The organism is Streptomyces sp. NPDC059092, assembly GCF_042756365.1.
Classification (GTDB): Bacteria; Actinomycetota; Actinomycetes; order Streptomycetales; family Streptomycetaceae; genus Streptomyces.
The window spans coordinates 44341-70192 of record NZ_JBHZEJ010000021.1 but is presented as its reverse complement, the minus strand read 5'-3'; the positions used below and the strand labels follow the sequence as shown (position 1 = coordinate 70192).

The window sequence follows — 25852 nt, the reverse complement described above, 5'->3', positions numbered from 1 at the left end:
GAGACGGTAACAGAGATGAAGTCAGTTCAATAAGGGTTGCGGAGAGGGGGTCTCATGACCGGCACAGAGACGGGCGCGGAGACGGGCGGGGATACGGGCGCGGGCGCGGGGCGGTTCGAGGGCAAGGTCGCCCTGGTGACGGGGGCCGGCTCCGGCATCGGGGCGGCCCTCGCCCGGCAGCTGTCCCGGGAGGGGGTGCGGGCCGTCGTCCTGGCCGACGTGAACGGCGAGGGCGCCACCGCCGTCGCGGACACCCTGCCGGCCGCCCGCGCGGTCGCTCTGGACGTGGCCGACGCGACCGCGGTCGACGTGGCCGTGGCGGACGTACTGCGGGTGGAGGGGCGGCTCGACGTGGTGGTGCACGCGGCCGGGGTCGACGATCCGCAGGCCAAGGAGTGGATCGCCGACGCGCTGGTCGCGGGGCGTCCGCCCGAGGTGACCGGACGGCTCGCCGACACGGCCTGGCAGCGCGTGCTGCGCGTCAACCTGGACGGCACGTTCCATGTGCTGCGCGCCGCGGTGCGGGCCATGCTGCCCCGCGCGGCCGGCGCGATCGTGGTGATCGGCTCCTCGTCGGCCCTGGACGCCCCCGCCGGCTATCCCCACTACGCCGCGTCCAAGGCGGGCGTGCACGCGCTGAGCCAGGCCGTGGCCAAGGAGGTGATCGGGGCCGGGATCCGGGTGAACGTGGTCGCGCCGGGGCCTACGGAGACCGGGATGGCGGCGCGTACCCCCGAGGCGCTGCGCGCCGGATTCGCCGACCCGCGGGTGCGCCCGTACGCGACGCCGGAGGAGATCGCCGAGATCGCCCTGTTCCTGGCGAGTGACGCGGCGGCCAACCTGGCCGGTGCCGTGCTGCTCGCCAACGGGGGCCGGTTCACGGTCTGAGGTGCGGGCCCCGGGTGAGGCGAGGCGTGCACGGGTCTTGCCCGCCCGGGGGGCGCCGCTTACGGTTCACGAATTGAGTTCAGTTTCAAGACGGCGTTTCACAAGACGGCGTTTCAGGTGGGCGTGGCTCGTGCGGCGCGTGGGTGCCGGCGCGGGCGGACGCCCGGCGCGAGGGAGACGGTCGACGTGGATCAGTTCCTGCTCGTTCTGGTGAGCGGTCTCGCCAGCGGCGCCGTGTACGGTCTCATGGGCCTCGGGCTGGTGATCATTTATCGGGCGACGGATGTGGTCAACTTCGCGCTCGCCAGCCTCGCGACCCTCGGACTGTACGCGGCGCTGACGTTGTACGACAGCGGTCTGCCGCTGTTCCTGGCCGGCCTGGTCGCGATCTCGGTCGCCGCCGCGAGCGGTCTGCTCGCCCGAGAGACGGTGATCAGGCCGCTCGCCCAAGGGGAGCTGCTCTCCGCGCTCGTCATGGCGATGGCCGTCTCGCTCATCGTGGAGAGTCTGATCAGCAAGATCTGGGACGACCAGCCGAGGGCCTTCCCGAGCCTGGTGGAGGGATCCGTCTCGTTCGGAGGCTCGGCGGTCCCCGCGCAGAGCCTCCTGACCATCGCCGTGGCGGCCGTCGCGATGGCGCTGGTGGCGTATCTCTTCGGACGCACCACCATCGGCTCGGCCATGCGCGCCGTAGCCGAGTCCGCCGACACCGCCCGGATCCTCGGCCTGGGCTCGCAGCGCATCGCCCGGATCGCCTGGGCGCTCGGGCTCGGCCTCGCCGCGCTCGCCGCCTTCCTGTACGCGCCCAGGACGGGACTGGTGCCCACCGTGCTCAGCGCACCGCTGTTCCGTGCCTTCGCGGGGATCTTCCTCGGCGGTCTGACCAGCATGTACGGAGCCGTCGTCGGCGGTCTCGCGGTCGGTGTGCTGGACAACCTGGCCGCGAGTTACGTCTCGGCCGGCTACCGCGACACCTTCGTGTTCTCGTTCACCATCCTCGTGCTGCTGATCCGCCCGCAGGGTCTGTTCGGCGCGCGCACGTTCCAGCGGGTCTGAAGGAGCGGTCCATGTCCGTCGTCAGTCGTTCGCCTCTCGCCCCCCGTGTCTCCCGCGCCTCCCTGGCCCCACTGGTCAAAGTGGTTCTCGGGCCGCTCGGCGCTGCCGCGCTCATCGCCGTGCTGCACAGCGGCGCCATCCCGCCCTACCAGGCGTACTCCGTGGGCCTCGCGGCGGTTTACACCGTCCTTGTCCTCTCGGTCAATCTGCTCGCGGGCTGGGCCGGCATCTGGTCGGTCGCCCATCCCGCCTTCTTCGCCCTGGGCGCCTACTTCGCCGCGTACGGCAGTACGCACGGCTGGTCGCTGGAGAGCGTCGTGCTCGGCGCCCTCGTGTGCGGTGCGATGCTCGGCGCGTTCCTCGGGGGCGCGGGCGCCCGGTTCTCTATGCTCTACGTCGCCCTGCTGACCCTGGCGTTCACCATGGTGTCGCTCGAAGTCATGGGCCAGTGGACCAGTGTGACCGGCGGCGACCAGGGCATCCCGATGGAGAAGCTGGAGAGCGCCCTGGGGCTCGGCACGATCGCCAGCGCGGGCACACAGGCCCAGTACATCGCCGTGGGCGTGGCCGGGGTGGTGCTCGCGGTGGCCGCGCTGGCCCGGCCCACGGCCCTGCGGATGCGCCTGCTCGCCGCCAAGTCCCATCCCATGGCCGCCCGTTCTGTCGGCATCGCGCCCGAGGCCCAGTCGGCGCTGGCCTTCGCGGTCAGCGCGGCGTTCGCGACGCTGTCGGGTGTGCTGCTCGCCCTGGTCGTCGGCTTCGTCAGCCCGGACCCGTTCTCGCTGGCGCTGGCGATCTCCCTGATCGCCGCGTGCGTCCTGGGCGGCGCGGGCACCCTGCTGGGCGCGGTCGTCGGCGGCGCCTATCTGACCTGGGCGCCGACGGCCGCCGAGGGGGTGGGGCTGCCGCAGCCGATCCTTCAGGGGCTCGTCCTCATCGGCGTGCTGCTGTTCCTGCCCGGCGGCGCCGTGCCCCACCTGGGGCGGCTGGCGCGCCGGCTCGCCCGCCGGTCCAGGACCCCCGCACCGGTGCCGGTGCCGGCCCCTGCCGAGTCGCCCGAGCCTTCCGAGGAATCCCCGGAGCCCGTGCCCGTCCCGGGGGAGAGCGCCCCCGAACTGCTCCGGCTCGACGAGGTGGCGGTCACCTTCGGTGGTCTCAAGGCACTGGAGGGCGCCTCGCTCTCCGTACGGGCCGGCGAGACCGTCGCGATCATCGGCCCCAACGGGGCGGGCAAGACGACCCTGTTGAACGTGCTGTCCGGCCTCGTCGCGGGCGGACAGGTGGCCGGCCGCGTCGCGTACGCCGGCAGCCCCCTGCTGAAGTCCCGCGCCACGGCCCGTCGCGGGCTCGGCATCGGACGTACCTTCCAGCACGCCGAGACCTTCCCCGAACTGACCGTCCTGGAGAACGTCCTGTGCACCCGCCGTCGTATCACCGCGCAGGACCGGGCCAGGGCCGTCGAACTGCTGGACCAGGTCGGCCTCGCGCCGCTCGCCGACCGCTACCCGGCCGAGCTGTCGTTCGGCCCGCACAAGCGTCTCGACCTCGCCAGGGCGCTCGCCGAGGAACCCGCGCTGCTCATCCTGGACGAGCCGTTCGGCGGCCTCGACGCCACCGAACGCTCCCTGCTGGCGCGGCAGATCGTACGGCAGCAGCGGCGCGGCACCGCCGTGCTGATCATCGACCATGTCCTCGACGACCTGTTCGCCGTCGCCCACCGGGTGGTCGCCTTCGACTTCGGCCGGCCGATCGGTGAGGGCGAGCCAGGCACGGTCCTGGACGACCCCCGGGTACGCGCCTCCTACCTGGGAGAAGGCGGCGTACGGGAGGAACTGCCGCGCCGGGACACCTCCGTGGGCGCCGCCGTCCGGCTCGACGGGGTGGACCACACCTACGGCGGGGTGACCGCGCTGCGCGGGGTCGACCTCACCATCCCCCGGGGCAGCGTCGTCGGCGTCGTCGGCGCGAACGGTGCGGGCAAGAGCACCCTGGGCCGGATCCTGCACGGCACACTCCCGCCCACCCGCGGCCGGCGCACCGCCGATCAGGCGCTGCGGACCGCGCTGGTGCCCGAGGGCCGCGCGCTGTTCAAGACGCTCTCCCTGCGCGAGAACCTCGAAGTCGCCGCGTACGCCGTCGGGATCACGGGGGCGGACCTGCGCACCCGTCTCGCCGAGACCGCCGAGTGGCTGCCGCCCCGGCTGCGCGGGCGGATGGACGTACCCGCCGCCGGGCTCTCCGGCGGTGAGCAGCAGATCCTGGCGATCGCCCGGGGCCTGATGGCACGGCCCGAGGTGCTCATCGTCGACGAGCCGGTGCTCGGGCTGGCGCCGGCCATGGTCGAGGAGGTGTACGCGCGCCTCGGACGGCTCGCCCACGAGGGCATCACGGTCGTCCTGCTGGAGCAGTCGCTCGGCCGCGCCGCGTCCGCCTGCCACGAACTGGTCGTCCTGCACGAGGGCACCGTCGCCCTGCGCGGGGAGACCGCCGGGGCCGAGTTCCTGGCCCGCGCCGAACGGGCCTACTTCGGCGGGCGGGACGGGGCCGCCCTGCCCGCCGCCCAGGGCTGACCCTGCCGGCCCTCCGGCCGTCCGCGCCGTCCCCCCCCGAGCACATTGGAGACCTCTATGCGCCCCCGTCCACAGGAAAGCGCCCCGCACCTCCTGCCCGAAACGGAGGAGCAACGGGAACTCCGTGCCGTACTGCGGGACTTCTTCGCCGAGACCCACGGCTCCGAGGCCCTCCGCGAACAGTCGGCCACCCCGCGCGGTTACGACGAGCGGCTCTGGGCACGGATGGCACGCGAGATCGGTGTGCACGGACTGGCGATTCCCGAGGAGTACGGCGGGGCCGGCTTCACCTTCGCCGAACTCGCCGTGGCGCTGGAGGAGTCCGGACGGGTGCTGTGCTGCGCGCCACTGCTGCCGACGGTGGTCCTCGCCGCGCACGCCCTGCTGTACAGCGGTGACCGGTCCGCGTGCGAACGCTATCTGCCACGGATCGCCGAAGGCGCGCTCACCGCGACCGTGGCCGGCTTCGAGGACGGCTCCGGGAGCGGCGTCGAGGGGCGCGGACCCGGCGTCGGCGCGGAGCGCGGCGGCTCGGGCTGGGTGCTGCGGGGCGCGGCCGACTTCGTGCTCGACGGGGCCGGCGCCGATCTGCTGCTGGTACGGGCCCGAACGGACGCCGGGCCACGGCTGTTCGCCTGCGAGCCGGCCCCGGACACCTGTGTACGGACAGCACGCCGTGTCCTGGACGGGACGCGCCGCCAGGCCCTGGTGGAGTTCCGCGGCGCGCCCGCGACGCCGGTCGGCGCGTCGGGCGAGGTGGCGGCGGCCCTCGACGCCGGGCGGGCCGGGCTCGCCGCCGAACAGGTCGGCGGCGGCGCCCACGCACTGGACGACACCGTGCGATTCGTACGGGGACGTTCGCAGTTCGGCCGGCCGATCGGCTCCTTCCAGGCGGTCAAGCACCGGCTCGCCGACGTGCTCGTCGCGCTGGAGGCGGCACGCTCGGTGTCCGCGTACGCGACCGCCTGCGTGGCCACCGCCTCGCCGAGGCTGCCGGAGGCCGCGAGCGCCGCCGCCGCGGTCTGCTCGGAGACCTTCCTGCTGGCGACGGCCGAGTACGTCCAGTTTCACGGCGGGATCGGGTTCACCTGGGAACACCCGGCCCACCTCTATGTGCGCCGCGCGCGCGGCGCCGAGGTGCTGTTCGGCACCGCGGACCAGCACCGGGCCCGGCTCGCCGGGCTGATCGGCCTTTCCGCCGCGTGATGCCCCGCACCGCACGGACGATCGTATTGAAGTCGATTCAGTACGGCGAGAGGTTTCCCTGACCGGACTGGTTCAACCCTCGCGCGTGTGAGCTGAACCGGTGTCAATGGTGGGGTTGACAGAGGGCTCCCCGCTCCTCAGAATCGTAGTGAATTCAGTTCAGTTTGGAGATGAGAGATGGCAGTGGAAGACGAGATCCAGTTCGAGCGGGACGGCCATGTCGCCCGCGTCTGGCTCAACCGCCCGTGGAAGAAGAACTGTGTCACCGTGCCGATCCTGGACCGGCTCGACGAGATCGTCACCGAGGTGGACGAGGACCCCGAGCTGCGGGTCCTCGTGCTGCGCGGTCGTGGCGGCACCTTCTGTTCCGGCTTCGACCTCGACAGTCTGAAGGCGGAGTACGTCGGCAAGTCGAACGCCATCGACGTCGCGGTCAAGTCCGCCAAGGTGTGCGACCGCCTCTACTCGATGAAGACCCCCTCCGTCGCCGTCCTGGAGGGCTATGTCACCGCCGGCGGCTTCGAGCTCATGATCTCCTGCGACTTCGCCATCGCCGCGGACGACGCCAGGATCGGTGACTTCCACATCCGCCGCTCACTGTTCGGCGGGGCGGGCCCGATCTACCGCGTGCCGCGCATGATCGGCATCCGCAAGACCAAGGAGCTGATGCTCACCGGCAAACTGCTCTCCGGCGTCGAGGCCACCGACTTCGGACTGATCAACAAGTCGGCCCCGGCCGACGAACTGGACGCGACGGTCGAGGACTTCATCGGGGACCTCGTCGACAAGAGCCCGTTCATGATGTGGCTCACCAAGATGACGATCGACCGGAGCCTGGACGCCGACGTCCAGTCGTTGATGGTCATGGAGCACCTCGCCGTGGGGGTGGCGCTCAACTCGGAGGACGCGAAGGAAGGCGTCTCGGCGTTCCTGGAGAAGCGCGAGCCGAAGTGGCAGGGGCGCTGACCCCCATGACCACACCTCCGCGGAGCGGGCCCGCCGGACTGGCGGGTGCCCACTGTCCCCGCTGCTCGGTGTCGCTCTACCCCGCGGACGGCACGTGCCCGCGCTGCGGGGGGCCGGCCGACCCGGCGGCCCTGTCCGGCGCGGGCACCCTGTGGACCTGGACGGTGCAGCGTTACGCGCCCAAGTCACCGCCGTACCAGGTCCCGCCCGGCGGCTTCGAGCCGTTCGCGCTCGGCTACGTCGAGCTGGCCGCAGGGGTACGGGTGGCCGCCGTACTCGACGTCGACGACCTCGACGCGATCCGGATCGGCACACCGATGACGGTGACGGCCGGCGACGGGGTGCCGCGGGCCCGGCCCACGGTCCCCGGCGAGGAGGGCCCATGAGCACCGATGTCCTCATCTGCGGGGCCGGCCGCACCCCCTTCGGCCGGTCGGAGCTGAGCGGCCGGCAACTGGCCGTCGCCGCGGTGAACACCGCGCTGACGGACGCCGGGACCGAATGGTCCCGGGTACGCGCCGCGTTCGGCGGCAGCGACAGCGCCGGCCTCGCCGACACACTCGTCGCCCAACTCGGGCTCACCGGCGTCCCGTTCGTCAATGTCAAGAACGGCTGCGCGACCGGCGGCAGCGCACTGCTCTCCGCGGCGAACGCGATCCGGTCCGGCATGGCCGATGTCGCCCTCGCCGTGGGCTTCGACAAACACCCGCGCGGCGCCTTCGACCCACGGCCCGAGGACTGGGGTCTGGGCGCGGAGTACGGCACCGACGGACTGATGGTGACCACCCAGTTCTTCGGCATGAAGATCCAGCGCTACATGTACGACCACGGGATCACCTCGCGGAGCCTCGCGCTGGTCGCGGAGAAGGCGTACCGCAACGGCGCCCGGACGCCCGGGGCGTGGCGGCGCGAACCGGTGTCCGCCGCCGAGATCCTGGACTCCGCCATGGTCAGCGACCCGCTGACGCGCTTCATGTTCTGCTCCCCGGGAGCGGGCGCGGCAGCCCTCGTGCTCTGCTCGCCCGAGGCGGCCCGCACCATGAACGGCCCCTCGGTCACCTTGCGTTCGGTCGCCCTGCGGACCCGGCGCTTCGGCTCGTTCGAGGTGTTCAGCCCCTCGGTCCCGGTGGGCGAACCGGCCAACGTCAGCCGGGACGCCTCGGCCGCCGCGTTCGAGGAGGCCGGGATCGGCCCGGACGAGGTGGACGTCTGCCAGCTCCAGGACACCGAGAGCGGCGCCGAGATCATGCACATGGCCGAGTGCGGATTCTGCGCGGACGGCGAACAGGAGCGGCTGATCGCCTCCGGCGCCACCGGTACCGGTGGCTCGCTGCCGGTCAACACGGACGGCGGCTGCATCGCCAACGGGGAACCCATCGGCGCCTCAGGGCTGCGCCAGGTCTACGAGATCGTCCAGCAGTTGCGCGGCCGGGCCGGCGCGCGTCAGGTGCCCGGCGGACCCAGGACCGGCTTCACCCATGTGTACGGCGCGCCCGGCGTCAGCGCCTGCACGGTGCTGTCCCGCTGAGCCCCGACCGCTGGTCCCAGGTGGAGGAGGAAGAGATGAGTGACGAACCGTCCCCGGCGGAGTTCCGCGCACAGGCCCGGAGCTGGCTCGGCGCGGTCGCCCGGCCGGTCGCCGCGGACGGCGGATGGGGCAGCGGCTCCGACTCCGTAGCCGTGTTCGAGAACTGGACCGAGCGGCAGGAACACGAACACACCGCCCGGACCCAGGAGTGGGAGCGCCTCCGGCACGACCAGGGCTGGGGCGCGCTCAACTGGCCGCAGGAGTACGGCGGCCGGGGCCTGCCCGGGTACTACGAGCAGCTCTACCGCGCCGAGGAGGCCGCCTTCGAGGTGCCCCGCCGCACCGAGGTCTTCCCGGTGACCCAGCAGCTCGTCGCCCCCGCCGTCGGCGTCTGGGGCACCGGGGAACAGAAGCGGCGCTGGCTGCGGCCTCTGCTCCGGACGGACGAACTGGCCTGTCAGCTCTTCTCGGAGACCGAAGCCGGCTCCGACCTCGCCGCGGTACGGACGAGGGCGGAGCGCGACGGTGAGAACTGGGTGCTCAACGGGCACAAGGTATGGACCTCCGGCGCCCGGGTGGCGACCTGGGGCGTGGCGGTGTGCCGCACCGACCCGGACGTACGCAAACACGCCGGCATCACCGTGTTCCTGGTGCGCATGGACGCCCCCGGCGTGATCGTACGGCCGATCCGTCAGATGACCGGCGGCGCCAGTTTCAACGAGGTCTATCTGGACGACGTGGTCGTGCCCGACACCGACCGGCTCGGACCGGTCGGCGAGGGCTGGCGGGTCACCCTCACCGTGCTGGCCGCCGAACGGCTCGACTCCGGTGGCCTCGGCCTGGACAACGCCGACCGGGCGCTGCGGCTCGCCGCGCGTCCGCCCCGCCCGCTCACCGACGGCGAACGCGTGCACGCCGCGGACCTCCACATCCGCGCCCTGGTCCAGCGGCTCATCGGGCAGCGGGTGACCGCCGCCCTCGTCGCCGGACGCGAGCCCGGCGCGGAAGCCTCGGTCGGCAAGCTGTACGCCACGGGGACCATGCGGCGCACCAGCGACCTGGTGTCGGAACTGCTCGGCCCCCGCCTCGTCGCCGACACGGGGGAGTGGGGCACCTACGCCTGGACGGAACACCTGCTCGGCGCGCCCGGCTACAGCATCGCGGGCGGCACGGACGAGATCCAGCGCAACATCCTCGCCGAGCGCGTCCTCGGCCTGCCCAAGGAGCCCTCGCGATGACCACGGCCCCGCCCCCCACGCTGCTGGCCGCCCGGGTCCGCGACCGGCTCGCCGCCCGTCATCCCGGCGTCCCCTTCGGGGAGTTGAAGGTGCTTCCGGGCGGCCACTCCGGGCTGACGTACTCGGTCCGCGCCGGGGACACGGCGTACGTCGTCAAAGCGGTACCACCCGGCCGGCAACCCGTCGGGCGCAACGATGTGCTGCGGCAGGCACGGGTCCTGCGCGCCCTCGCCGGCGGCCCGGTGCCGGTGCCCGGCGTCGCCGCCGTCGACGATGCGCCACCCGGCTGGTTCGCGATGGACTTCGCCCCCGGCGAGGCCGTCGAACCCGTACTCGACACACCGGAAGTGGCCGCCGGGACGGCGCGGGCGCGGATGCTGGAGATCGCCTCCGTGCTGCGCCGGCTGCACGGCACCGATCTCCGTACGCCGGGACTCGACGCGCCCCGGCCGCTCGACCCGGCCGGTGAACTGGCCAGGTGGAGCCGCACCATGCGGGCCGTACCCGTCGAACTGCGAGCGGGATCGGAGGAGTTGCTGACACTCCTCGCCGACCGGGTGCCGCGCGGCCTGCCACCGGTGCTGCTGCACGGCGACTTCAGGCTCGGCAACGTGCTGTGCGCCGGCGAGCGCGCCGTGGCCGTGGTCGACTGGGAGATCTGGAGCACCGGCGACCCGCGCACCGACCTCGGCTGGTTCCTGCTCTTCGCCGACCACCGCAACTTCCCCGCGCTGGGACGTGCCGTCCCGGGCCTGCCCACCGAGGCCGAACTGCTGACGGCGTACCTCGACGGCAGGCCCGCGCCGCCCGCGGTGGCCTGGTTCCGGGCGCTGGGCCGGATGAAGATGGCCGCGATCATGGGCCACAACCTGCGCAGACACCGCGAGGGCCGGCACCACGATCCGGACCAGGAGCGCCTGCCGCCCACCATCGCCGCGATGATCCGCACGGCCCGCGACCTTCTCGCCTGATCCGCCCGATCCGCTGATCTCGGCCCGATCCGCTGATCCGTCCGGGTCCGCCGAACCGCGTCGGCGATACACACCGCACACGCCATACACACCGCACACCCGCCACACACCGCACAGGGCATGTACGCCGAGCCTGCCGCCGGCGAGGAGGAGCAATCGTGGACTTCGGACTCTCGCCACGGGCGAGTGAACTCCAGGACCGTATGCGGTCCTTCATGGAACAGCACGTCCATCCGGCGGAGGCGGTCTACGACCGGCAGCTCGCCGCCGCGGCCGATCCGCACGCCCTGCCGCCGGTGATGACCGAACTGAAGGAGAAGGCACGGGCCGAGGGCCTGTGGAACCTCTTCCTGGCGCACGGCGACTGGGGCGCCGGACTCACCAACCTCGACTACGCGCCGCTCGCCGAGCTGGCCGGCCGCTCCCTCATCGGCCCCGAGGTGTTCAACTGCTCGGCGCCCGACACCGGGAACATGGAACTGCTCGCGCTGTACGGCACGCCCGAGCAGCAGGACCGCTGGCTGCGGCCGCTGCTGAGCGCCGAGATCCGGTCCTGCTTCGCGATGACCGAACCCGAGGTCGCCAGCTCCGACGCCCGTAACATCCGTACCCGCGTCACCCGCGACGGTGACAGCTACGTCGTCAACGGACGCAAGTGGTACACCTCCGGGATCATGGACCCGGACTGCCGGCTGATCATCCTGATGGGCAGGAGCGACCCGGACGCGCCCGCCTACCGTCAGCAGTCCATGGTGCTCATCCCGCGCGACACCCCGGGCGTCACCGTCCTGCGCGACCTGCCGATGTTCGGCTACACCGACCGCCTCGGCCACGGCGACGTGCTCTTCGAGGACGTCCGCGTCCCCGCTGAGAACATCCTCGGCGGCGAGGGCGAGGGCTTCGCGCTCGCCCAGGGGCGGCTGGGACCGGGACGCATGCACTACGCGATGCGCGCCGTCGGCTTCGCCGAGCGCGCCCTCCACCTGATGTGCGAACGGGCCACCGCCCGGGTCGCCTTCGGCGGCCCGCTGGCCGATCAGGGCGTGGTCCGCGAGTGGATCGCCCGCAGCCGCATCGAGATCGAGCAACTGCGGCTGCTGGTACTCAAGTCGGCCTGGCTGATGGACACCGCAGGAAACGCGGCGGCGCGTACGGAGGTCGCCGCGATCAAGGTGGCGGCGCTGGAGGTCGCGCACCGCGTGGTCGACCGCGCGGTCCAGACGCACGGCGCGGCCGGGGTCAGCGACGACACCGTACTGGCCCGGCTCTACTCCATCACCAGGGCCCTGCGCATCGCCGACGGCCCCGACGAGGTGCATCTGCGGACGATCGCCCGCCGGGAACTCGCCCGCCACCGCGCCACCGGCACGAAGGCGGGCGCGGCATGAGCACACGTACACTCGACGGCCGGGTCGCCGTCATCACCGGCGGCTCCCGCGGCATCGGCCTGGGCATCGCCGCCGCCTACCGGGCGGCCGGCGCCCATGTGGTGATCGCGGCGCGCAAGGCGCCCGGACTCGCCGAGGCCCGCGCGCACCTGCTGCGGGTCGAAGGCGCCGGGGACATCCACACCGTCGTCGCCAACGCGGGCGAACCCGACCAGGCCGAAGCCTGCGTCACGGAGAGTGCCGAGCGCTTCGGCCGCGTCGACATCCTGGTCAACAACGCGGCGACCAACCCATACCACGGCGACCTGCTCGACCTGGACCTGCCGCGGGCCGAGAAGACCGTACGGGTCAACCAGTACGGGATGGTCGCCTGGACCCGCAGCGCCTGGCGGGCGTCGATGGCCGAGCACGGCGGAGCGGTGATCAACATCGCCTCCGTCGGCGGCCTCGTCGTCGACCCGCACATCGGCTACTACAACGCCACCAAGGCGGCCATGCTCCACATGACCCGGCAACTCGCCTACGAACTCGGCCCACGGGCCAGGGTGAACGCCATCGCCCCCGGACTGATCAAGACCGAGCTGGCGCGGGCGGTGTGGGAGGCCCGCGAAAGCATCCTCACCGCCGCGCTGCCGATGCGCCGCCTCGGCACGGTCGAGGACGTCGCGAACGCGGCGCTGTTCCTGGCCTCCGACGCCTCCTCGTGGATGACCGGACAGACGCTGGTGCTCGACGGCGGCGCCACCGTCCTGCCGATCGGGGTGGCCGGATGAGCGCGCCGCGTGCCGCTTGCGAACTCTTCTCGCTCCGGGGCAGGACGGCGATCGTCACCGGCGCCTCCGCCGGGCTCGGCGCACGGTTCGCCACCGTCCTCGCCGAAGCCGGCGCCACGGTGTTCGCCGCCGCCCGCCGCACCGGCCCGCTCCGGGAACTCGCCGGCTCACACCCGCGGATCCACGCCGTCACCTGCGACGTCTCGCTGGCGGCCGACCGTGTCCGACTGGTGGAGACCGCGCTGGCCACCGACGGCCGGATCGATGTCCTCGTCAACAACGCGGCCATGCCCGGCGCGACCCGCGCCGCCGACGAGTCCCCGGACGCCTTCGCCGACGTCCTCGCGGTGAACCTCACCGCGCCCTTCCACCTCGCACGGCTCACCGCCGAAGCCCCCGCGGGGGAGCGCGTCGGCGGGCCGAGCGTCATCAACGTCTCCTCCATCCTCGGCCTGGTCTCCGCCGCCCCCCTCGGCGGCGCGAGCTACGCGGCCTCCAAGGCCGGGCTGATCGGGCTCACCCGCGAACTGGCCGGACAGTGGGGCGGCGCCGGAACCCGCGTCAACGCGTTGGCCCCCGGCTGGTTCCGCACCGAGATGACCGCCGGCCTCTTCGGCGACGAGCGCTCCGCCCGCTGGGTCGCACGCAACACCCTGCTCGGCCGCGGCGGCCACGCCCACGAACTCGACGGCGCGCTGCTCTTCCTCGCCTCGGACGCGTCCTCGTACTGCACCGGGCAGATCCTGACCGTCGACGGCGGATGGACCGCGCGATGAGGGTCTCCACCGACATCCAGGACAACGGCCTCGCCCGCCTGACCCTACGGCGCGGCGAGGCCGGAAACGCCATCGACCTGGCGATGGCACGCGCACTGCTGGACGCCGCGGAAGCGTGCGCCCGTACGACCGTACGGGCCGTGCTGCTCACCGGCGAGGGCCGGTCGTTCTGCGTCGGCGGCGATCTGCGGGAGTTCTCCGCGCTCCCGGCCGAGGCCCTGGAGAACCACCTGACGGCGGTGACCGACGCGCTCCACGGCGCGCTCCGTGTCCTCGCCGCGATCGACGCACCGCTGGTCGCCGCCGTGCAGGGCCCGGTCGCCGGGGCAGGTCTCGGTCTGGCCGCCGCCGCCGACATCACCCTCGCCGCCGACAACGCCACGTTCACCGCCGCCTACACCGGCATCGGCTACGTGCCGGACGCCGGGGTGAGCTGGTCACTGCCCCGCCTCGTCGGGCCCAAGCGCGCCCTGGACCTGCTGCTGACCAACCGCCGGCTCCCGGCTGCCGAGGCGGCGCGGATCGGTCTGGTGACCCGGGTGGTCGACGCGGACCGACTGGCCGCAGAGGCCGAGCGGACGGCCGAGGCCCTGCGCCGCGGGCCCACCACCGCCTTCGGCGCCACCCGCCGCCTCGTCGCCGCCGCCACGACCAGGGACCTCGGCCCGCACCTGGACAGCGAGGCACGGGCGCTCGCCGGGGCGGCCGCCTCCGCGGCGGGCCGCGAGGGCGTCGCCGCCTTCCTCGCCAAGCGCGCACCGGACTTCACGGACACCTCGTACGAGACCTGATCCCGTCCCGCCGCAGGCCCCTGCCGGTACCACCGGCAGGGCCGTCCCCGTACCACCGGCGGGGCCGTCCCCGTACCGAAACCATGGAGAGCACAGTGTCGGAAGCATTCATCGTCGCGGCCGTCCGCACCCCCGTCGGCCGCCGCAAGGGCGCGCTGAGCGACGTCCACCCGGCCGACCTCGGCGCCCATGTGCTGCGCGCCCTGCTGGCCCGCGGTGGCGTCGACCCGGGCGAGGTCGACGACGTGTTCCTCGGCTGCGTCAGCCAGATCGGCGCGCAGAGCGGCAACCTCGCCCGCACCGCCTGGCTCTCCGCGGGCCTGCCCCAGCACGTGCCCGGCACCACCGTCGACCGGCAGTGCGGCTCCTCCCAGCAGGCCGTGCACTTCGCCGCCCAGGCGGTCGGCTCGGGCGCCGCCGACCTGGTGGTCGCCGCAGGGGTCGAGGTGATGAGCCTGGTGCCCCTCGCCAGTCCCGCGTACGTCGGTGAACAGGCCGGCCTCGGTACCCCGTTCGGGGGCGACGGATGGCGCGAGCACTTCGGGTACCAGGAGGTCTCACAGTTCCACGGCGCCGAACTGATCGCCGAGAAGTGGGCCGTCTCCCGTAAGGACATGGAGCGGTTCGCGCTCACCAGCCACCGGCGGGCGCTCGCCGCCCAGGCGCACGGTGTCTTCGACGACGAGATCGTGCCGTCCTTCGGGCTCACCCGGGACGAGGGACCGCGCGTCGACACCACGGCGGAGAAGATGGCGGGTCTGAAGCCCCTCACCGCGGGGGGCCGGCTGACCGCCGCCGTCTCCAGTCAGATCTCCGACGGCGCCGCCGCGCTGCTGATCGCCTCGGAGGAGGCGGTGCGCCGTCATGGCCTGACCCCGCTGGCCCGCGTGCACGCGATGGCCGTGGTCGGCTCGGATCCGATCCGGATGCTGACCGGTCCGATCCCCGCCACCGAGAAGGTCCTGGACCGTGCGGGGCTGTCCCTCGACCGGATCGACCTGGTGGAGATCAACGAGGCGTTCGCCTCCGTCGTCCTCGCCTGGCAGAAGGAGACGGGCGCCGACCCGGAGAAGGTCAACGCCTTCGGCGGCGCGATCGCGCTGGGGCATCCGCTCGGCGCCACGGGCGCGCGGCTGATGACCACGCTCGTCCACCAGCTCCGCAGGACCGGCGGCCGGTACGGGTTGCAGACGATGTGCGAGGGCGGCGGTATGGCCAACGCCACCGTCCTCGAACGCCTGTGAACCGGTTGATTGGCAACTGAGTTCAACTTGGGGCTACTCTCGGGTACTGACACGGTGGGTGACGGTCGGGAGAGGGAGACGATGGCCAGGATGGTTGAACCGGAGGCGGGCCCGCGGTCCAAGCGCGCGGCCATTCTCGAGGCTGCCGTCGACTGCTTCGGCGAGTCCGGATTCGAGGCCACGAAGTGGTCCACCGTCGCCGAGCGCGTGGGCATCGGACAGACCGCGCTCTACCACTACTTCGAGTCCAAGACCCACTGCCTGCTCACCATCATGCGGCTCGAACTCCAGCGCTCCCATGACCGGTTCACCGAGGCCACCGAGGACATCACGGACCCGGTCGAGGCGCTGCGGGCCGCCGTCCGCGCGGCGTACGACGTCTCCGCGCACGAAGTCCTGCAGATGCGCATCCTGCAGAGCCACATGGACCTGCTCTCCGGCTCGCGCGGGTCCAAGCGCGAGGAGGCGGAGCGGGTCGCGGCCCGTCAACTGGTCCAGGTGGTCGAGCGGGACTGGACGAACCTGCTGGTACGGGGCATGTCCCAGGGTGTCTTTCCGCTGCGGGACGCGCAGTTGCTGGGCGCGGGGGTGCTCGGCCTGATCGTCAGCGTTTGGCGGTGGTACCGGCCGTCGGGGCCGACGCCGCTCGCGGAGATCAGCGAGCTGATCGAGGGCTCCTGCGTCCGCATGGTCGCCACCTGAGCCGCGTGAGCCACCTGAGCCGCGTGAGCCACTTGAACGATCCGGCCCACCTGGGCGTTCCGGCCCGCCCGGACGACCTGATGCGCCTGCGCGACCTGACCCGCCCGACCGATCTGCCCACCCGCGCGGCCTGACCCGCCCGACCGATCCGACCACCTGAGCGCCCACCACCGGCCCGCCGGCCGAGATCCGCCGGCGGGCTGTGCCGTTCCCTGCCCCGGACCGTTTCGACCGAGTCCGTCACCGGCCATTGCCAGGGGTGTTTCGGCGGGCTTAAAATCCCCTCACTGAATTGAACTCAACTCAGTTCGAGTCGAGGAGGGGCCATGCGACGACGCGCCGCCCGTGCGCTCACCGCCGTGTTCACCACCCTGCTCGCCCTGACGGCGAGCGCCTGCGGCACCGGAGCCCCCTCGGCGGCCGGCGACGACAAGGTCATCAGGATCGGCGCCTGGTACCCGCTCACGGGCGCCGTCGCCACTTCCGGCATCCCGCAGCGCGCCGGAGCCGACGCGTACTTCAAGATGGTCAACGCCCAGGGCGGGATCAACGGCCGCACGATCGACTGGATCGTCAAGGACAACGCCTTCGACCCGCAGCAGACCGTGCAGATCGCCCGCCGGCTCGTCGACCAGGACGGGGTGGTGGCGATCGTCGCGCCCAACGGCACCGCACAGTCCCAGGCCACCTTCCCCTTCGTACTGGAGCAGTCGAAGGTGCCGGTCTTCGTTCCGCTCGGCGGGGACGCGTCCTGGTTCGAACCGCCCCGGGACGGGCTGTTCGGCCTGCAGACGCTGTACGAGGACCAGGCCGCCGCCCTCGGCGCCTGGGCCGCGCGGGACGGTGCGAAGAAGGTGCTCGTCGTGCACAGCGACCCGGCCGCCTTCGTGAACGTCGCCGAGGTGGTCGGCCCCGCGGCCCGCGGCACCGATCCGTCGACCGTGGTCAAGCGGCTCTCGGTCAAGTTCCAGACCTCCGACTACTCCCCGGTGATCAGCAAGGTCAAGGCGGAGAAGCCCGACGCCGTGGTGCTGATCCTCACCTCGGGCGAGGCCGCCGCCTACCTCAAGGAGGCCAGGCTGCAGCGGCTCGCCACACCCGTGTACGGATACGCGCCCGTGGCGGCACAGTCCACCCTGAGGCTGGCGGGCAAGGCGGCCGAGGGGCTCAGGGCGGTGCAGCTGGTCAAGTCCCCCAACGACCCCGACCCCGCCGTCAAGGAGTTCCGTGACGCGATGGCGAAGTACGAGCCGGGCCGGCCGGCCGACTTCATCAGCCTGTGGGGGTGGGTGGCGGCGAAGGCCTTCGTGGAGATCGCCAGGACCGTCGAAGGGCCGGTCACCTCCGAGGCGCTGACCGCCGCGTTCGAGCGGGCCGAAACGGTCGACACCGGCGTCGGGCCGGTGCTGCACTTCTCCCCGGACCAGCACATGGGCACCCGCGACGTGCTGAAGGTGGTGGTCGAGAACGGCCGCTGGCAGTCGCGGGACGACTTCTTCACCCCGCCCGCCCGCGACTGACCTCCCCACCTGGCCCCTCCCCACCTGCCCCCTCGCCACCGGCTCGCCCCTTCGCCGCCGGGCCCCCGGGCAGGCGGACGACAGTGAAAGGACCTCCATGGCCTCCGTGTTGCGCGCGTATCTGGCCCGCATGGACAGCGATCACCCCGAACGGGCCCTCGAACTCCTCGTACCGGACTTCCGGTTCCTCATCGCCCTGCCGGGACGCGAGGCCAGAGGCACCTCCAGGGACGACTTCGCCGCCTACATAGCGGGCCGCGCCGCCGTCGACCGGGTACATGAAGTCCTCCGGACCGCCGGCGACGGCGATCTGGAGACCGTGTACGGCGTGGTGACCGAGTCGGGGAAGACTCTTGGGTCCTTCCTGTCCGCCGCCGTCGTCACGCCTGACGGGCAACTGGCGCGCTACCAGTCGTTCTTCACCACGACCTTCGACCTCGTCGACCGGCCGGAGTAACCGATGACGAAGGAAACGCGTGCGGACGTCGTCGTACTCGGCGCCGGGCTGGCGGGCCTCTCCGCCGCGGCCACGGCCGCCGCCGCGGGCGCCACGGCCGTCGTGCTGGAGCCCGCCGCGACCGTCGGGGGATCGGCCGCGATCTCCGGCGGCTACGTCTGGGCCGTCGAGAGCGCCGAGCGGCTGCGCGAGGAGGACCCCGGCCGTTTCCAGCGCCACGGCCGTCTCGTGGTGGACGGCTACCGCGACGCCATCGACTGGCTCACCCACTACACACCACCCCTGACCGGCGAGGAGCGGGCACTCGCCGGGCGCGGTCACAAGTTCGACCTGCCGGTCGTGATCGCCCATCTGGTACGGGAGGTCATGGCGGGCGGCGGGCGGGTCGTCGCCGAAGCGCGGACCGAGGACGTGACGCGCACCGGCCACGGCTATCTGACCGTCGCGTCCACCCCGGACGGTGTCCTGCGGATCACCAGCCCCTCGGTGGTGCTGGCCACCGGCGGACGGCAGGCCGATCCGGCGGTACGGGCCTCTCTGGTCGGCGGGGGCTTCGTACCGCCCCTGCGGGGCAACACGTATTCGCGGGGCACCGGGCTGGCCCTCGCCGAGCGGCTCGGCGGGTCCGGCAACACCGCCAACACCGGCTTCTACGGTCACCTCTTCGCCTCCGGCGTCCAGTCGCTCTCCCCGGTCGACCTCATCACCTTCGCCCTCTACCACAGCGGCCTCGGCGTCCTGTTCGACCCGCGGGGACACCGGTTCACCGACGAACGGCGCGGTGACCACAACAACGCCATGGCACTGGCCGCGCACGGCGGCCGGGGCCTGCTGCTGTGGTCGGAGCAGGTGCAGCGGGACGCCGCTCAGGCGCCGTTCGTACCGGGCACCCCGCGGCTGGACCGCTGGGCCTTCACCCGGGACCGCGGCGGCCGGACGACCGTCGCGGAAAACCTCGCGGCACTCCTCCCCGTACTGCGGGAATGGGGGCACGCGGAGCCCCTGCTCGACGACGAGGCGCGGGCCCGCGTCGGCCACGGGCAGGTCTTCGCCGCGGATGTCGTCCCCGCGGTCACCTTCACCTTCGGCGGCGTCGAGGTGGACGGGGAGGGCACCGCCGTGGACGCCTCGGGCCGGCCGATACCGGGTCTGTACGCGGCGGGCGCCGACATGTCCGACGTCCACCACGAGGGATACGGCGGCGGGCTGTGCCAGGCGGTCGTCACCGGCCGCCGCGCGGGCCGGCTGGCCGCGGCCCGCGCACGAGGAGGTACGGCGTCCACCGGCGCCGCCGGTCACCCGCCGACCGACCCAGGACCACTTGGAGGCTGAGATGACCGACGCACCCACCGGTACCACCGGCACGCCCACCGACGCGCTTCCTGGTCCGTCCGCAGGACCGGACTCCTCGGCGCCCTTCCTCACCGCGTGGTTCGAGATCCTCGACAGCGACGAGCCCGCCAGGATCCTCGACCTGATCAGCGACGACTTCGCGCTCTCCATCCTGTTCTCCACCGGCGGCGGCAGCGCCACCGACTTCGCGGGGGACCGCGCCGCACTCGTCGGCTACCTGGAGCAGCGGGAGAAGGGCACCCGTACCCACCACCGGCTCTCCGCGACCACCCTCGGCCAGGACGAACTGTTCCTCGGTGAGGTGCGGCGCGCCGGTGTCCCGGAGGCTGCCTTCGTCGCGGCCGGCCGGGTGAACGGCGAGGGCAGGCTCCAACGGCTGCTGATCGGCCGGTCGTCCGAGATCCGCTTTCCGTGACCCCATAGCAACCGCGTAGGGACCACGTAGGGACCACGCGGAGACCAAGTAGGGAGCACCGACATGTACAACCTCGTCCTGCTGGCAGCCCGGCCCCCCGAGTGGACGCACGAGCGGTTCATCGCCTGGTGGCGTGGCGACCACGCGGAGCTGACCCGTCTCCTGCCGGGGCTGCGCGCCTGGCGGCACACCGACATCGACACGGCCCTGGAGACGCGCTCCGAGGGGTGGGACGGGCTGTCCGTCCTCAGCTTCGATTCCCCGGAGGATCTGCGGAAGGCGCTCGCGAGTCCGGAGTGGGAGCGGGCCGTCGCACAGGTCGGAAACATGAAGGGCCGGCGCATCGCGGTGATGGGCCGCGAGGCGGAGCTGTTCACCGGCTGAGACCGCCGGGCCCACCACACAGCACCGCACAACACAACACAGCACTGCACAACACAGCACAGCACGGCGTTCGGTCCGGAGTTCGGCACAGCGTAGCGAGGAAGCCGGGATGCGACAGGTAGTGCGGGAGTTCCAACTCAGGTCGGAGTCGGCGGACTTCGTCGCCGTCGTCGACGACGCGGGAGAACACGGCGCGCGCCGACTGCTCGCCGAGGCCGCCGAGCTGGCCGCGGCCATGTCGCCGCGCGGGGCGGACGGGGAGGGCGCCACGGTCATGGTGCAGGCCGACAACTCCTGGCGTACCGTCGCCGCCACCCTCGCCGTGGGCCGGAGCGGGGGCGTTCTCGCGGTCGTCAACCGGCACACCACCCGCGCCGAGTTCGCCGCCGCCTGGGAGGACATCCGCCCGGACGTGGTTGTCGCCGAGCCCTCGGCGATGGACGCATGGGCGGTGCCCGAACTGCTGCCGGGCCGCGCGGCGACCGTACTCGACGGCTGGGCCTGCCTGTCCGCGCCGGGGCCACGTGATGTCGCGCGCTGGTCGGGCGGCGTCCTCATCGGGCTCACCTCAGGATCGACCGGGCGGCCCAAGGGCGTCGTACAGTCCGAGGAGGCCCTGCGGTACGCGGGGGAGCACACGATCGGGATCAACGGCCTCGCCCCGGGCGACGCGGTGGCCGCGATCGTGCCGCTGTCGTCGACGGCGGCGTACTGCTTCGGTGTGTACCTGGCCCTGCGACTGGGCGGCCCGCTCGTCCTGACGGCGAAGTGGGACCGGGCCGTCGCGCTGCGCCTCCTCGCCGACCACCGGGTCCGCTGGACCATGTGCGTACCGACCATGGCGCTTCAGATGGGCGCGGAGGCGGCCGGTTCGGGGATCCTCGGGGGTGTCAGGGCGATCACGGTCGGCGGCGGTCCCATGGACCGGGGCGCTCTCGCCCGCGCCGAACGGTCCCTCGGCACGAAGATCCTCCGCGTCTTCGGCATGTCGGAGTGCCTCGGCCACACCTCGCCGAACCCGGACGACCCCGAGGACATCAGGCTCGGCAGGGACGGCCGCCCCTTCCCCGGTACGGACCTGCGCGCGCTCACGCCCGGGGGAGACCGGGCGCGACCGGGGGAATCCGGCCAGGCGCAGGTGCGTGGCCCCTCGCTCTTCCTCGGATACGCCCGTGACGGCCGGGTCGACCCGCCGTCCCTCACACCGGACGGCTACTTCCCCACCGGCGATCTGCTGATGCCCCATGAGGACGGGACGATCAGCGTCATGGGCCGCGAGAAGGACGTCATCATCCGGGGCGGCCGCAACATCGACATCACCGAGATCGAGCGGGCGGTCGCGGCCCACCCACGCGTGTCCAGGGTGTGTGTCGCACCGGTCCCCGACGACGTACTCGGCGAACGGGTCGCGCTGCTCGTCGTCACCGAGGACGGCGGTTCCATCGCCCTGGCGGAGGTGACCGGGCACCTCGACAGCGTCGGGCTCTCCAAGGGTAAGTGGCCCGAATTCGTCTACGGGATAGAGGAGTTGCCCCAGACGAAAGTCGGCAAGCTGGACCGGGCGGGGGCCAGGTCACTGGTCCGGCGGCTGCGAGCCGACACCGCGGGGCCTTCCGGCCCCGCCGACCCCGCCTGAACCGACGCCACACCGGCCGGCCGGTGCCACGCGTACCCGCGCGGTCCGGTCCACAGTGCCACGGAGCGAGGAGAGACATGACGAAGCGGTTCGACCAGGGTCCCTGGGCCCAGGCCGGCGTCCAGACCGTACAGCCAGGGGTGCATCGCGTACCCCTGCCGCTGCCCAACGACGGGCTGCACGCCGTCAACGTCTACCTGCTGGAGGATCCGGCGGACGACGGGGGCGTCGTCATGATCGACGGCGGCTGGGCGATCCCCGAGGCGCGCAAGGCGCTGGAGCAGGCCATGGCGGCCATCGGCCATGACCTGACGGACATCAGCCACATCCTCGTCACCCACGTCCACCGCGACCACTACACCCACGCGGTGGAACTGCGCCGGCTGCTGGGCTCGCGCGTCTACCTGGGCGCGGGCGAACGGCCGGGCCTGGAGATGCTCGACCGGCTGCGCAGCGACCGGCCCGTGGGCTCCCTGGCGACGTTGCGCAGGGCGGGGGCGGCCGAACTGGCCGACCTGGTGGGGGCGATGGACCACGGCGGCTACGATCCGAGCGTATGGGAGCCCCCGGACCGCTGGCTCGGTACGGAGACCCTCCGGTTCGGCGGCCGTGAGCTGCGCGTCGTACCAACTCCCGGACACACCAAGGGACATGTGGTCTACCTGGACGAACAGCGCGGGCTGCTGTTCGCCGGGGACCATGTCCTGCCGCACATCACCCCGTCGATCGGGTTCGAACTGACCGAGCCGGGCGGCAGACCGCTCGCCGACTATCTCGATTCGCTGCGGCTGATGACCCGGTACGCGGACGCCCGGCTGCTGCCCGCCCACGGGCCGGTCTCGGACAGCACCCACACCCGGGTCGCCGAACTGCTGACCCACCACGACGACCGGCTGGCCAGGAGCCTGACGGCACTCGACGACGGAGCTCTCGACGCCCACGCGGTGGCGCGCCGGCTCGGCTGGACGCGCCGACAGGTGCCGTTCGCCGAGCTGAGCGCCTTCAACCAGATGCTCGCCGTCAACGAGACGGCGGCACATCTGGATGTTCTGGTACTGCGCGGCCGGGCCACGGCGGTGTACGCCGACGGGGTCGACCGGTACACACGCGTGCGGTGATCTGGCGCGTGCGAAGGTGTTGACGCCGGGGAGGGCGCCGCGCACCGCGCCCTCCCCGGGTCAGCGCGCCGTCCATCCACCGTCCACGTACAGCTCGGAGCCGGTGACGAAGCTCGCGTCCCGCGAGGCGAGGAACGCCACCGCCCCCGCGACCTCGTCAGGGGTGCCGAGCCGCCCCAGCGGTGTGCCCTCGACCATCGCGGCGTGCCGGGGAGTGCCCCGCCACAGTTCGCGCGAGCGGGGCGTCTCGATGAAACCGGGGTGGATCGAGTTGACCCGGACGCCGCAGGTGCCCCAGTGCAGCGCGGCGTTCTTGGTCATCAGCCGCACCGCGCCCTTCGCGGCGTGGTACGAGAACTGACTGCCGAAGCCGCCGACCGTACCGAAGATCGACGCGACATTGACGACCGAGCCGCCGCCGGAGCGTTCGATGGCGGGCCCGCCGTGCTTCATGCCGAGCCAGACGCCGGTCTGGGTGACGGCGATGACCTGGTCCCAGGACTCCTGTGTCTCGCTCTCGACGGTCCGCATCGTGGCGATGCCCGCGTTGTTGACGAGCGTGGTCAGGCCGCCCAGCTCGGCGACCACCCGCTCGACCGCGCCGCGCCAGGCCTCCTCGTCGCTGACGTCCAGCGCGAGACCGAGCGCGCTCGCACCGCCGGACGTCAGCTCCTCCGCCAGTTCCTCGCAGCGGACGGCGTCCACGTCGGTCACCACCACCGCGGCTCCCTCGGCGGCCAGTCGGCGCACCACGGCGTCCCCGATGCCGCCGGTCGCACCGGTGACCAGGGCGACCTGCCCGGACAGGCGATTGCGCATGGGCTCTCCTTCGGGTTCTGGAACACGTGGCTACTGGCCATTAGCCATCTCAGTGTCGAAGGAGCGCCGCGTCAAGACTTCTGCCTACAATGCACAGGCATTATGAAGAAGACCCAGGCTAACCACTCTTAGCTCCGGAGGTCGTGTGAGAGAGATTCGGGACGGATCCTACGAGCGGCCGCACCGGCCCGCGGAATCCGAGGGCGGCCCTCCGGCCGACCGGCGGACGGCGATCCGGCAGGCCGCTCTGCGGCTGTTCGCCGCCCAGGGATACCGGGCCACCACCATGATCGAGATCGGCGCCGCGGTCGGCGTGCGCGGCCCGAGCCTCTACAAGCACGTGGCTTCGAAGTACGAGCTGCTGGCCGAGATCATGACCGGCACGATGGAGCGGCTGATCGCGGACCACACCGCGGCCGTGGCCGGCGCCGACTCCGTACGGGACCGGCTGCGCCGTGCCGTGGAGGCGCACGTCCGCTACCACGCCCGGCACCGCCTGGAGGCGTTCGTCGGCAACCGCGAGATCGGCAGCCTGGAACCACCGGACCAGGACCGGGTGCTCGGCCGGCGCAGCGACTACGAGCGCCGCTTCCGCGAGCTCATCGAACGGGGCGCCGCCGAGGGCGCCTTCGAGGTGAGGTCCGCCAGGATCGCCTCGTACGCGATCCTCGACATGGGGATCGGCGTGGCCGGCTGGTTCCGCGAGGACGGCGAGTTCTCCGTGGACGACATCGCTTACCGGTACGGTGACATCGCACTGCGGATCGTCGGCGCCCGGGCCGGGGTCTGACGGGCTCAAGTCCGACGGGCCCGGGGCTTGGCGGGGCCCGGAGCCCGGTGGGTGGCCCGGTCTCGGCGCCCGCCCGAAGGGTGTCCCGTGAGATTGGCAACGGCCGCGCCCGCGCGGGGCGTTGCTATCGCGCTGGGAACGGGGCGCCCCAGGATTCCTCCTCGATGAGGAGCCCGTTGGCCACATAGCTGATGGTCCGGTACCAGCCGATCAGTACGAGGAGTTCGAGCAGCTGCGCGTCCTCGTAGTGGACGCGCAGGGCGTCCCACGCGGGCTGCGAAAGCCGGGCCGTGTCATGCAGTTCGTCGACCGCGTCGAGCAGCGCCGCATGGTGCGGCAACCACGTGTCAGTGACGGCCGCACGGGTCTCGGTGGTCGCCCGGAGCTGATCCGTGCTGAGTCCGGCCTGCCGCGCGAGGGTCGCGGCGTGCACGCCCCACTCGTAGGCACAGCCGGTGCGCGCGGTCACGCGGGCGATGACGATCTCGCGGTCGACGGCGGGAAGGAGTCCGTGGCCCAGCAGCCCGGCGCCCAGGGCGAACATGCGAGACGCCAGTTCCGGATTGCGGTGGAGCACGCGGAACAGGGTGAGTGGCTCGTACGGCACATCCGGCGGCATCCATCGGCGGAGCGCCCGGCCGACGGTGGCGGGGTACGGCGGGTTGAGCGGTTCGATGCGCGGCATGCGGCACCTCCTGCTTCGATTTTCGAATCACTATGATGCTTCGAAAGCCGAAGCGCAAGGAGTGGACATGGAAGCCGGAGCACCGCGGCCGGGGGTACCGGTACGAGGGTCCGAGTCGGGTCGTCCGGTCATGGCAGTACTCGATCTGCTCGGGCGGCGCTGGACGATGCGCATCCTGTGGGAGCTGAGCCAAGCGCCGGCAGGCTTCCGTGAACTGCAGCGCCGGTGCGAACGCATGTCCTCCAGCGTGCTGAGCACACGGCTCGACGAACTGACCGGTGCCCGCCTGCTCGCCCTGAGCGAAGACGGCTACCACCTCACCCGGCTCGGGCAGGACCTCGTCGAGGCGCTGAGTCCGCTGAACGCCTGGAGCCGACGATGGGCGAGGGAAACGGGCACCGCCGCGCCAGGAGAACCCAGGCAGAAATGATCACAGCGTGTGTACGGGCGACGGCCCGTGGGCCCCCGCTGCTGGGCCGGCGCCGCCCCCCCAACTCCCCCGGCCGGGCGCGGCTAAGAGAAGTCCGCAGCTCCTTGGCGGCCATTGGCCCGAGGGCGCCCCAAGGATGAGGGTATCT

Annotated in this window: 26 protein-coding genes; 24 read left to right on the top strand and 2 right to left on the bottom strand. The window is 72.4% G+C overall.

The window, feature by feature from the left end:
- Nucleotides 1-54: 54 nt before the first annotated feature.
- The 22 genes from ACFXPL_RS15320 to ACFXPL_RS15215 all read left to right on the top strand — a co-directional run bounded on the left by ACFXPL_RS15320 (nucleotide 55) and on the right by ACFXPL_RS15215 (nucleotide 22980).
- A complete protein-coding gene (locus ACFXPL_RS15320) occupies nucleotides 55-888 on the top strand; it encodes an SDR family NAD(P)-dependent oxidoreductase (RefSeq protein ID WP_384918321.1) in 834 nt (277 codons plus the stop codon).
- 186 nt (nucleotides 889-1074) lie between these two features.
- Nucleotides 1075-1944 carry a branched-chain amino acid ABC transporter permease gene (locus ACFXPL_RS15315; RefSeq protein ID WP_384918318.1) on the top strand — a complete coding sequence of 290 codons (870 nt, stop codon included), beginning with the start codon at nucleotides 1075-1077 and terminating at the stop codon, nucleotides 1942-1944.
- A gap of 11 nt (nucleotides 1945-1955) precedes the next feature.
- Nucleotides 1956-4514, top strand: a complete 2559-nt coding sequence (locus ACFXPL_RS15310) for an ATP-binding cassette domain-containing protein (protein ID WP_384918315.1) — start codon at nucleotides 1956-1958, stop codon at nucleotides 4512-4514.
- A 57-nt stretch (nucleotides 4515-4571) separates the two neighbouring features.
- On the top strand, nucleotides 4572-5720 hold the full coding sequence (locus tag ACFXPL_RS15305; RefSeq protein WP_384918313.1) for an acyl-CoA dehydrogenase family protein: 1149 nt from the start codon (nucleotides 4572-4574) through the stop codon (nucleotides 5718-5720).
- 177 nt (nucleotides 5721-5897) lie between these two features.
- Nucleotides 5898-6686, top strand: coding sequence for an enoyl-CoA hydratase/isomerase family protein (locus tag ACFXPL_RS15300; RefSeq protein WP_384918310.1), 789 nt, complete (start codon nucleotides 5898-5900; stop codon nucleotides 6684-6686).
- 5 nt (nucleotides 6687-6691) lie between these two features.
- On the top strand, nucleotides 6692-7072 hold the full coding sequence (locus tag ACFXPL_RS15295; protein WP_384918307.1) for a Zn-ribbon domain-containing OB-fold protein: 381 nt from the start codon (nucleotides 6692-6694) through the stop codon (nucleotides 7070-7072).
- On the top strand, nucleotides 7069-8214 hold the full coding sequence (locus ACFXPL_RS15290; protein WP_384918305.1) for a thiolase family protein: 1146 nt from the start codon (nucleotides 7069-7071) through the stop codon (nucleotides 8212-8214). Before ACFXPL_RS15295 ends, ACFXPL_RS15290 begins: the two co-directional genes overlap by 4 nt.
- Before the next feature lie 35 nt (nucleotides 8215-8249).
- Complete coding sequence (locus ACFXPL_RS15285; RefSeq protein ID WP_384918302.1) at nucleotides 8250-9452, top strand: acyl-CoA dehydrogenase family protein; 1203 nt, start codon at nucleotides 8250-8252, stop codon at nucleotides 9450-9452.
- A complete protein-coding gene (locus ACFXPL_RS15280; protein ID WP_384918299.1) occupies nucleotides 9449-10423 on the top strand; it encodes a phosphotransferase family protein in 975 nt (324 codons plus the stop codon). The genes ACFXPL_RS15285 and ACFXPL_RS15280 overlap by 4 nt, the downstream gene beginning before the upstream one ends.
- Nucleotides 10424-10581: 158 nt before the next feature.
- Nucleotides 10582-11811: an acyl-CoA dehydrogenase family protein gene (locus ACFXPL_RS15275; protein WP_384918296.1), complete on the top strand. Its 1230-nt coding sequence runs from the start codon at nucleotides 10582-10584 to the stop codon at nucleotides 11809-11811.
- Nucleotides 11808-12584 (top strand): SDR family oxidoreductase, encoded by a 777-nt coding sequence (locus tag ACFXPL_RS15270; RefSeq protein ID WP_384918293.1) that lies wholly within the window; start codon nucleotides 11808-11810, stop codon nucleotides 12582-12584. The genes ACFXPL_RS15275 and ACFXPL_RS15270 overlap by 4 nt, the downstream gene beginning before the upstream one ends.
- Entirely contained in the window at nucleotides 12581-13360 is a 780-nt protein-coding gene (locus ACFXPL_RS15265; protein WP_384918290.1) for an SDR family NAD(P)-dependent oxidoreductase, read from the top strand. Before ACFXPL_RS15270 ends, ACFXPL_RS15265 begins: the two co-directional genes overlap by 4 nt.
- Nucleotides 13357-14151 carry an enoyl-CoA hydratase-related protein gene (locus ACFXPL_RS15260; protein WP_384918287.1) on the top strand — a complete coding sequence of 265 codons (795 nt, stop codon included), beginning with the start codon at nucleotides 13357-13359 and terminating at the stop codon, nucleotides 14149-14151. Before ACFXPL_RS15265 ends, ACFXPL_RS15260 begins: the two co-directional genes overlap by 4 nt.
- Before the next feature lie 95 nt (nucleotides 14152-14246).
- Nucleotides 14247-15395: an acetyl-CoA C-acetyltransferase gene (locus tag ACFXPL_RS15255; RefSeq protein ID WP_384918285.1), complete on the top strand. Its 1149-nt coding sequence runs from the start codon at nucleotides 14247-14249 to the stop codon at nucleotides 15393-15395.
- A gap of 90 nt (nucleotides 15396-15485) precedes the next feature.
- Entirely contained in the window at nucleotides 15486-16097 is a 612-nt protein-coding gene (locus ACFXPL_RS15250; protein ID WP_384918282.1) for a TetR/AcrR family transcriptional regulator, read from the top strand.
- A gap of 326 nt (nucleotides 16098-16423) precedes the next feature.
- Nucleotides 16424-17617 carry an ABC transporter substrate-binding protein gene (locus tag ACFXPL_RS15245; protein WP_384918279.1) on the top strand — a complete coding sequence of 398 codons (1194 nt, stop codon included), beginning with the start codon at nucleotides 16424-16426 and terminating at the stop codon, nucleotides 17615-17617.
- Between the two features lie 97 nt (nucleotides 17618-17714).
- Nucleotides 17715-18074: a nuclear transport factor 2 family protein gene (locus ACFXPL_RS15240; RefSeq protein ID WP_384918276.1), complete on the top strand. Its 360-nt coding sequence runs from the start codon at nucleotides 17715-17717 to the stop codon at nucleotides 18072-18074.
- Between the two features lie 3 nt (nucleotides 18075-18077).
- Nucleotides 18078-19406 (top strand): FAD-binding protein, encoded by a 1329-nt coding sequence (locus tag ACFXPL_RS15235; protein WP_384918273.1) that lies wholly within the window; start codon nucleotides 18078-18080, stop codon nucleotides 19404-19406.
- 1 nt (nucleotide 19407) lies between these two features.
- The gene (locus ACFXPL_RS15230) at nucleotides 19408-19842 is read left to right on the top strand and encodes a hypothetical protein (protein WP_384918270.1); all 435 of its coding nucleotides are present in this window, start codon (nucleotides 19408-19410) and stop codon (nucleotides 19840-19842) included.
- Nucleotides 19843-19905: 63 nt separating this feature from the next.
- Nucleotides 19906-20226 carry an EthD family reductase gene (locus ACFXPL_RS15225; protein ID WP_384918267.1) on the top strand — a complete coding sequence of 107 codons (321 nt, stop codon included), beginning with the start codon at nucleotides 19906-19908 and terminating at the stop codon, nucleotides 20224-20226.
- A 109-nt stretch (nucleotides 20227-20335) separates the two neighbouring features.
- The gene (locus ACFXPL_RS15220; RefSeq protein WP_384918264.1) at nucleotides 20336-21862 is read left to right on the top strand and encodes a class I adenylate-forming enzyme family protein; all 1527 of its coding nucleotides are present in this window, start codon (nucleotides 20336-20338) and stop codon (nucleotides 21860-21862) included.
- A gap of 77 nt (nucleotides 21863-21939) precedes the next feature.
- Nucleotides 21940-22980 carry an MBL fold metallo-hydrolase gene (locus tag ACFXPL_RS15215; protein WP_384918261.1) on the top strand — a complete coding sequence of 347 codons (1041 nt, stop codon included), beginning with the start codon at nucleotides 21940-21942 and terminating at the stop codon, nucleotides 22978-22980.
- A gap of 60 nt (nucleotides 22981-23040) precedes the next feature.
- On the opposite strand, the gene ACFXPL_RS15210 is transcribed toward ACFXPL_RS15215, so the two are convergent.
- Nucleotides 23041-23799 (bottom strand): SDR family NAD(P)-dependent oxidoreductase, encoded by a 759-nt coding sequence (locus ACFXPL_RS15210; RefSeq protein WP_384918258.1) that lies wholly within the window; start codon nucleotides 23797-23799, stop codon nucleotides 23041-23043.
- Between the two features lie 145 nt (nucleotides 23800-23944).
- Here ACFXPL_RS15210 and ACFXPL_RS15205 point away from each other — a divergent pair, with 145 nt between their 5' ends.
- Nucleotides 23945-24589 (top strand): TetR/AcrR family transcriptional regulator, encoded by a 645-nt coding sequence (locus ACFXPL_RS15205; RefSeq protein ID WP_384918255.1) that lies wholly within the window; start codon nucleotides 23945-23947, stop codon nucleotides 24587-24589.
- Nucleotides 24590-24713: 124 nt separating this feature from the next.
- On the opposite strand, the gene ACFXPL_RS15200 is transcribed toward ACFXPL_RS15205, so the two are convergent.
- Nucleotides 24714-25274 (bottom strand): carboxymuconolactone decarboxylase family protein, encoded by a 561-nt coding sequence (locus tag ACFXPL_RS15200; protein ID WP_384918252.1) that lies wholly within the window; start codon nucleotides 25272-25274, stop codon nucleotides 24714-24716.
- A gap of 67 nt (nucleotides 25275-25341) precedes the next feature.
- On the opposite strand from ACFXPL_RS15200, the gene ACFXPL_RS15195 reads away from it, so the two are divergent.
- Entirely contained in the window at nucleotides 25342-25704 is a 363-nt protein-coding gene (locus ACFXPL_RS15195) for a winged helix-turn-helix transcriptional regulator (protein ID WP_384918249.1), read from the top strand.
- Nucleotides 25705-25852: the final 148 nt, after the last annotated feature.

What these genes read in the sequence shown, in the direction of transcription:
- ACFXPL_RS15320 (WP_384918321.1), top strand. Translation starts at nt 55, where the DNA reads ATGACCGGCACAGAGACGGGCGCGGAGACGGGCGGGGATACGGGCGCG.
- ACFXPL_RS15310 (WP_384918315.1), top strand. Translation starts at nt 1,956, where the DNA reads ATGTCCGTCGTCAGTCGTTCGCCTCTCGCCCCCCGTGTCTCCCGCGCC.
- ACFXPL_RS15305 (WP_384918313.1), top strand. Translation starts at nt 4,572, where the DNA reads ATGCGCCCCCGTCCACAGGAAAGCGCCCCGCACCTCCTGCCCGAAACG.
- ACFXPL_RS15300 (WP_384918310.1), top strand. Translation starts at nt 5,898, where the DNA reads ATGGCAGTGGAAGACGAGATCCAGTTCGAGCGGGACGGCCATGTCGCC.
- ACFXPL_RS15295 (WP_384918307.1), top strand. Translation starts at nt 6,692, where the DNA reads ATGACCACACCTCCGCGGAGCGGGCCCGCCGGACTGGCGGGTGCCCAC.
- ACFXPL_RS15290 (WP_384918305.1), top strand. Translation starts at nt 7,069, where the DNA reads ATGAGCACCGATGTCCTCATCTGCGGGGCCGGCCGCACCCCCTTCGGC.
- ACFXPL_RS15285 (WP_384918302.1), top strand. Translation starts at nt 8,250, where the DNA reads ATGAGTGACGAACCGTCCCCGGCGGAGTTCCGCGCACAGGCCCGGAGC.
- ACFXPL_RS15280 (WP_384918299.1), top strand. Translation starts at nt 9,449, where the DNA reads ATGACCACGGCCCCGCCCCCCACGCTGCTGGCCGCCCGGGTCCGCGAC.
- ACFXPL_RS15270 (WP_384918293.1), top strand. Translation starts at nt 11,808, where the DNA reads ATGAGCACACGTACACTCGACGGCCGGGTCGCCGTCATCACCGGCGGC.
- ACFXPL_RS15265 (WP_384918290.1), top strand. Translation starts at nt 12,581, where the DNA reads ATGAGCGCGCCGCGTGCCGCTTGCGAACTCTTCTCGCTCCGGGGCAGG.
- ACFXPL_RS15260 (WP_384918287.1), top strand. Translation starts at nt 13,357, where the DNA reads ATGAGGGTCTCCACCGACATCCAGGACAACGGCCTCGCCCGCCTGACC.
- ACFXPL_RS15250 (WP_384918282.1), top strand. Translation starts at nt 15,486, where the DNA reads ATGGTTGAACCGGAGGCGGGCCCGCGGTCCAAGCGCGCGGCCATTCTC.
- ACFXPL_RS15245 (WP_384918279.1), top strand. Translation starts at nt 16,424, where the DNA reads ATGCGACGACGCGCCGCCCGTGCGCTCACCGCCGTGTTCACCACCCTG.
- ACFXPL_RS15240 (WP_384918276.1), top strand. Translation starts at nt 17,715, where the DNA reads ATGGCCTCCGTGTTGCGCGCGTATCTGGCCCGCATGGACAGCGATCAC.
- ACFXPL_RS15235 (WP_384918273.1), top strand. Translation starts at nt 18,078, where the DNA reads ATGACGAAGGAAACGCGTGCGGACGTCGTCGTACTCGGCGCCGGGCTG.
- ACFXPL_RS15230 (WP_384918270.1), top strand. Translation starts at nt 19,408, where the DNA reads ATGACCGACGCACCCACCGGTACCACCGGCACGCCCACCGACGCGCTT.
- ACFXPL_RS15225 (WP_384918267.1), top strand. Translation starts at nt 19,906, where the DNA reads ATGTACAACCTCGTCCTGCTGGCAGCCCGGCCCCCCGAGTGGACGCAC.
- ACFXPL_RS15220 (WP_384918264.1), top strand. Translation starts at nt 20,336, where the DNA reads ATGCGACAGGTAGTGCGGGAGTTCCAACTCAGGTCGGAGTCGGCGGAC.
- ACFXPL_RS15215 (WP_384918261.1), top strand. Translation starts at nt 21,940, where the DNA reads ATGACGAAGCGGTTCGACCAGGGTCCCTGGGCCCAGGCCGGCGTCCAG.
- ACFXPL_RS15210 (WP_384918258.1), bottom strand. Translation starts at nt 23,799, where the DNA reads ATGCGCAATCGCCTGTCCGGGCAGGTCGCCCTGGTCACCGGTGCGACC.
- ACFXPL_RS15200 (WP_384918252.1), bottom strand. Translation starts at nt 25,274, where the DNA reads ATGCCGCGCATCGAACCGCTCAACCCGCCGTACCCCGCCACCGTCGGC.
- ACFXPL_RS15195 (WP_384918249.1), top strand. Translation starts at nt 25,342, where the DNA reads ATGGAAGCCGGAGCACCGCGGCCGGGGGTACCGGTACGAGGGTCCGAG.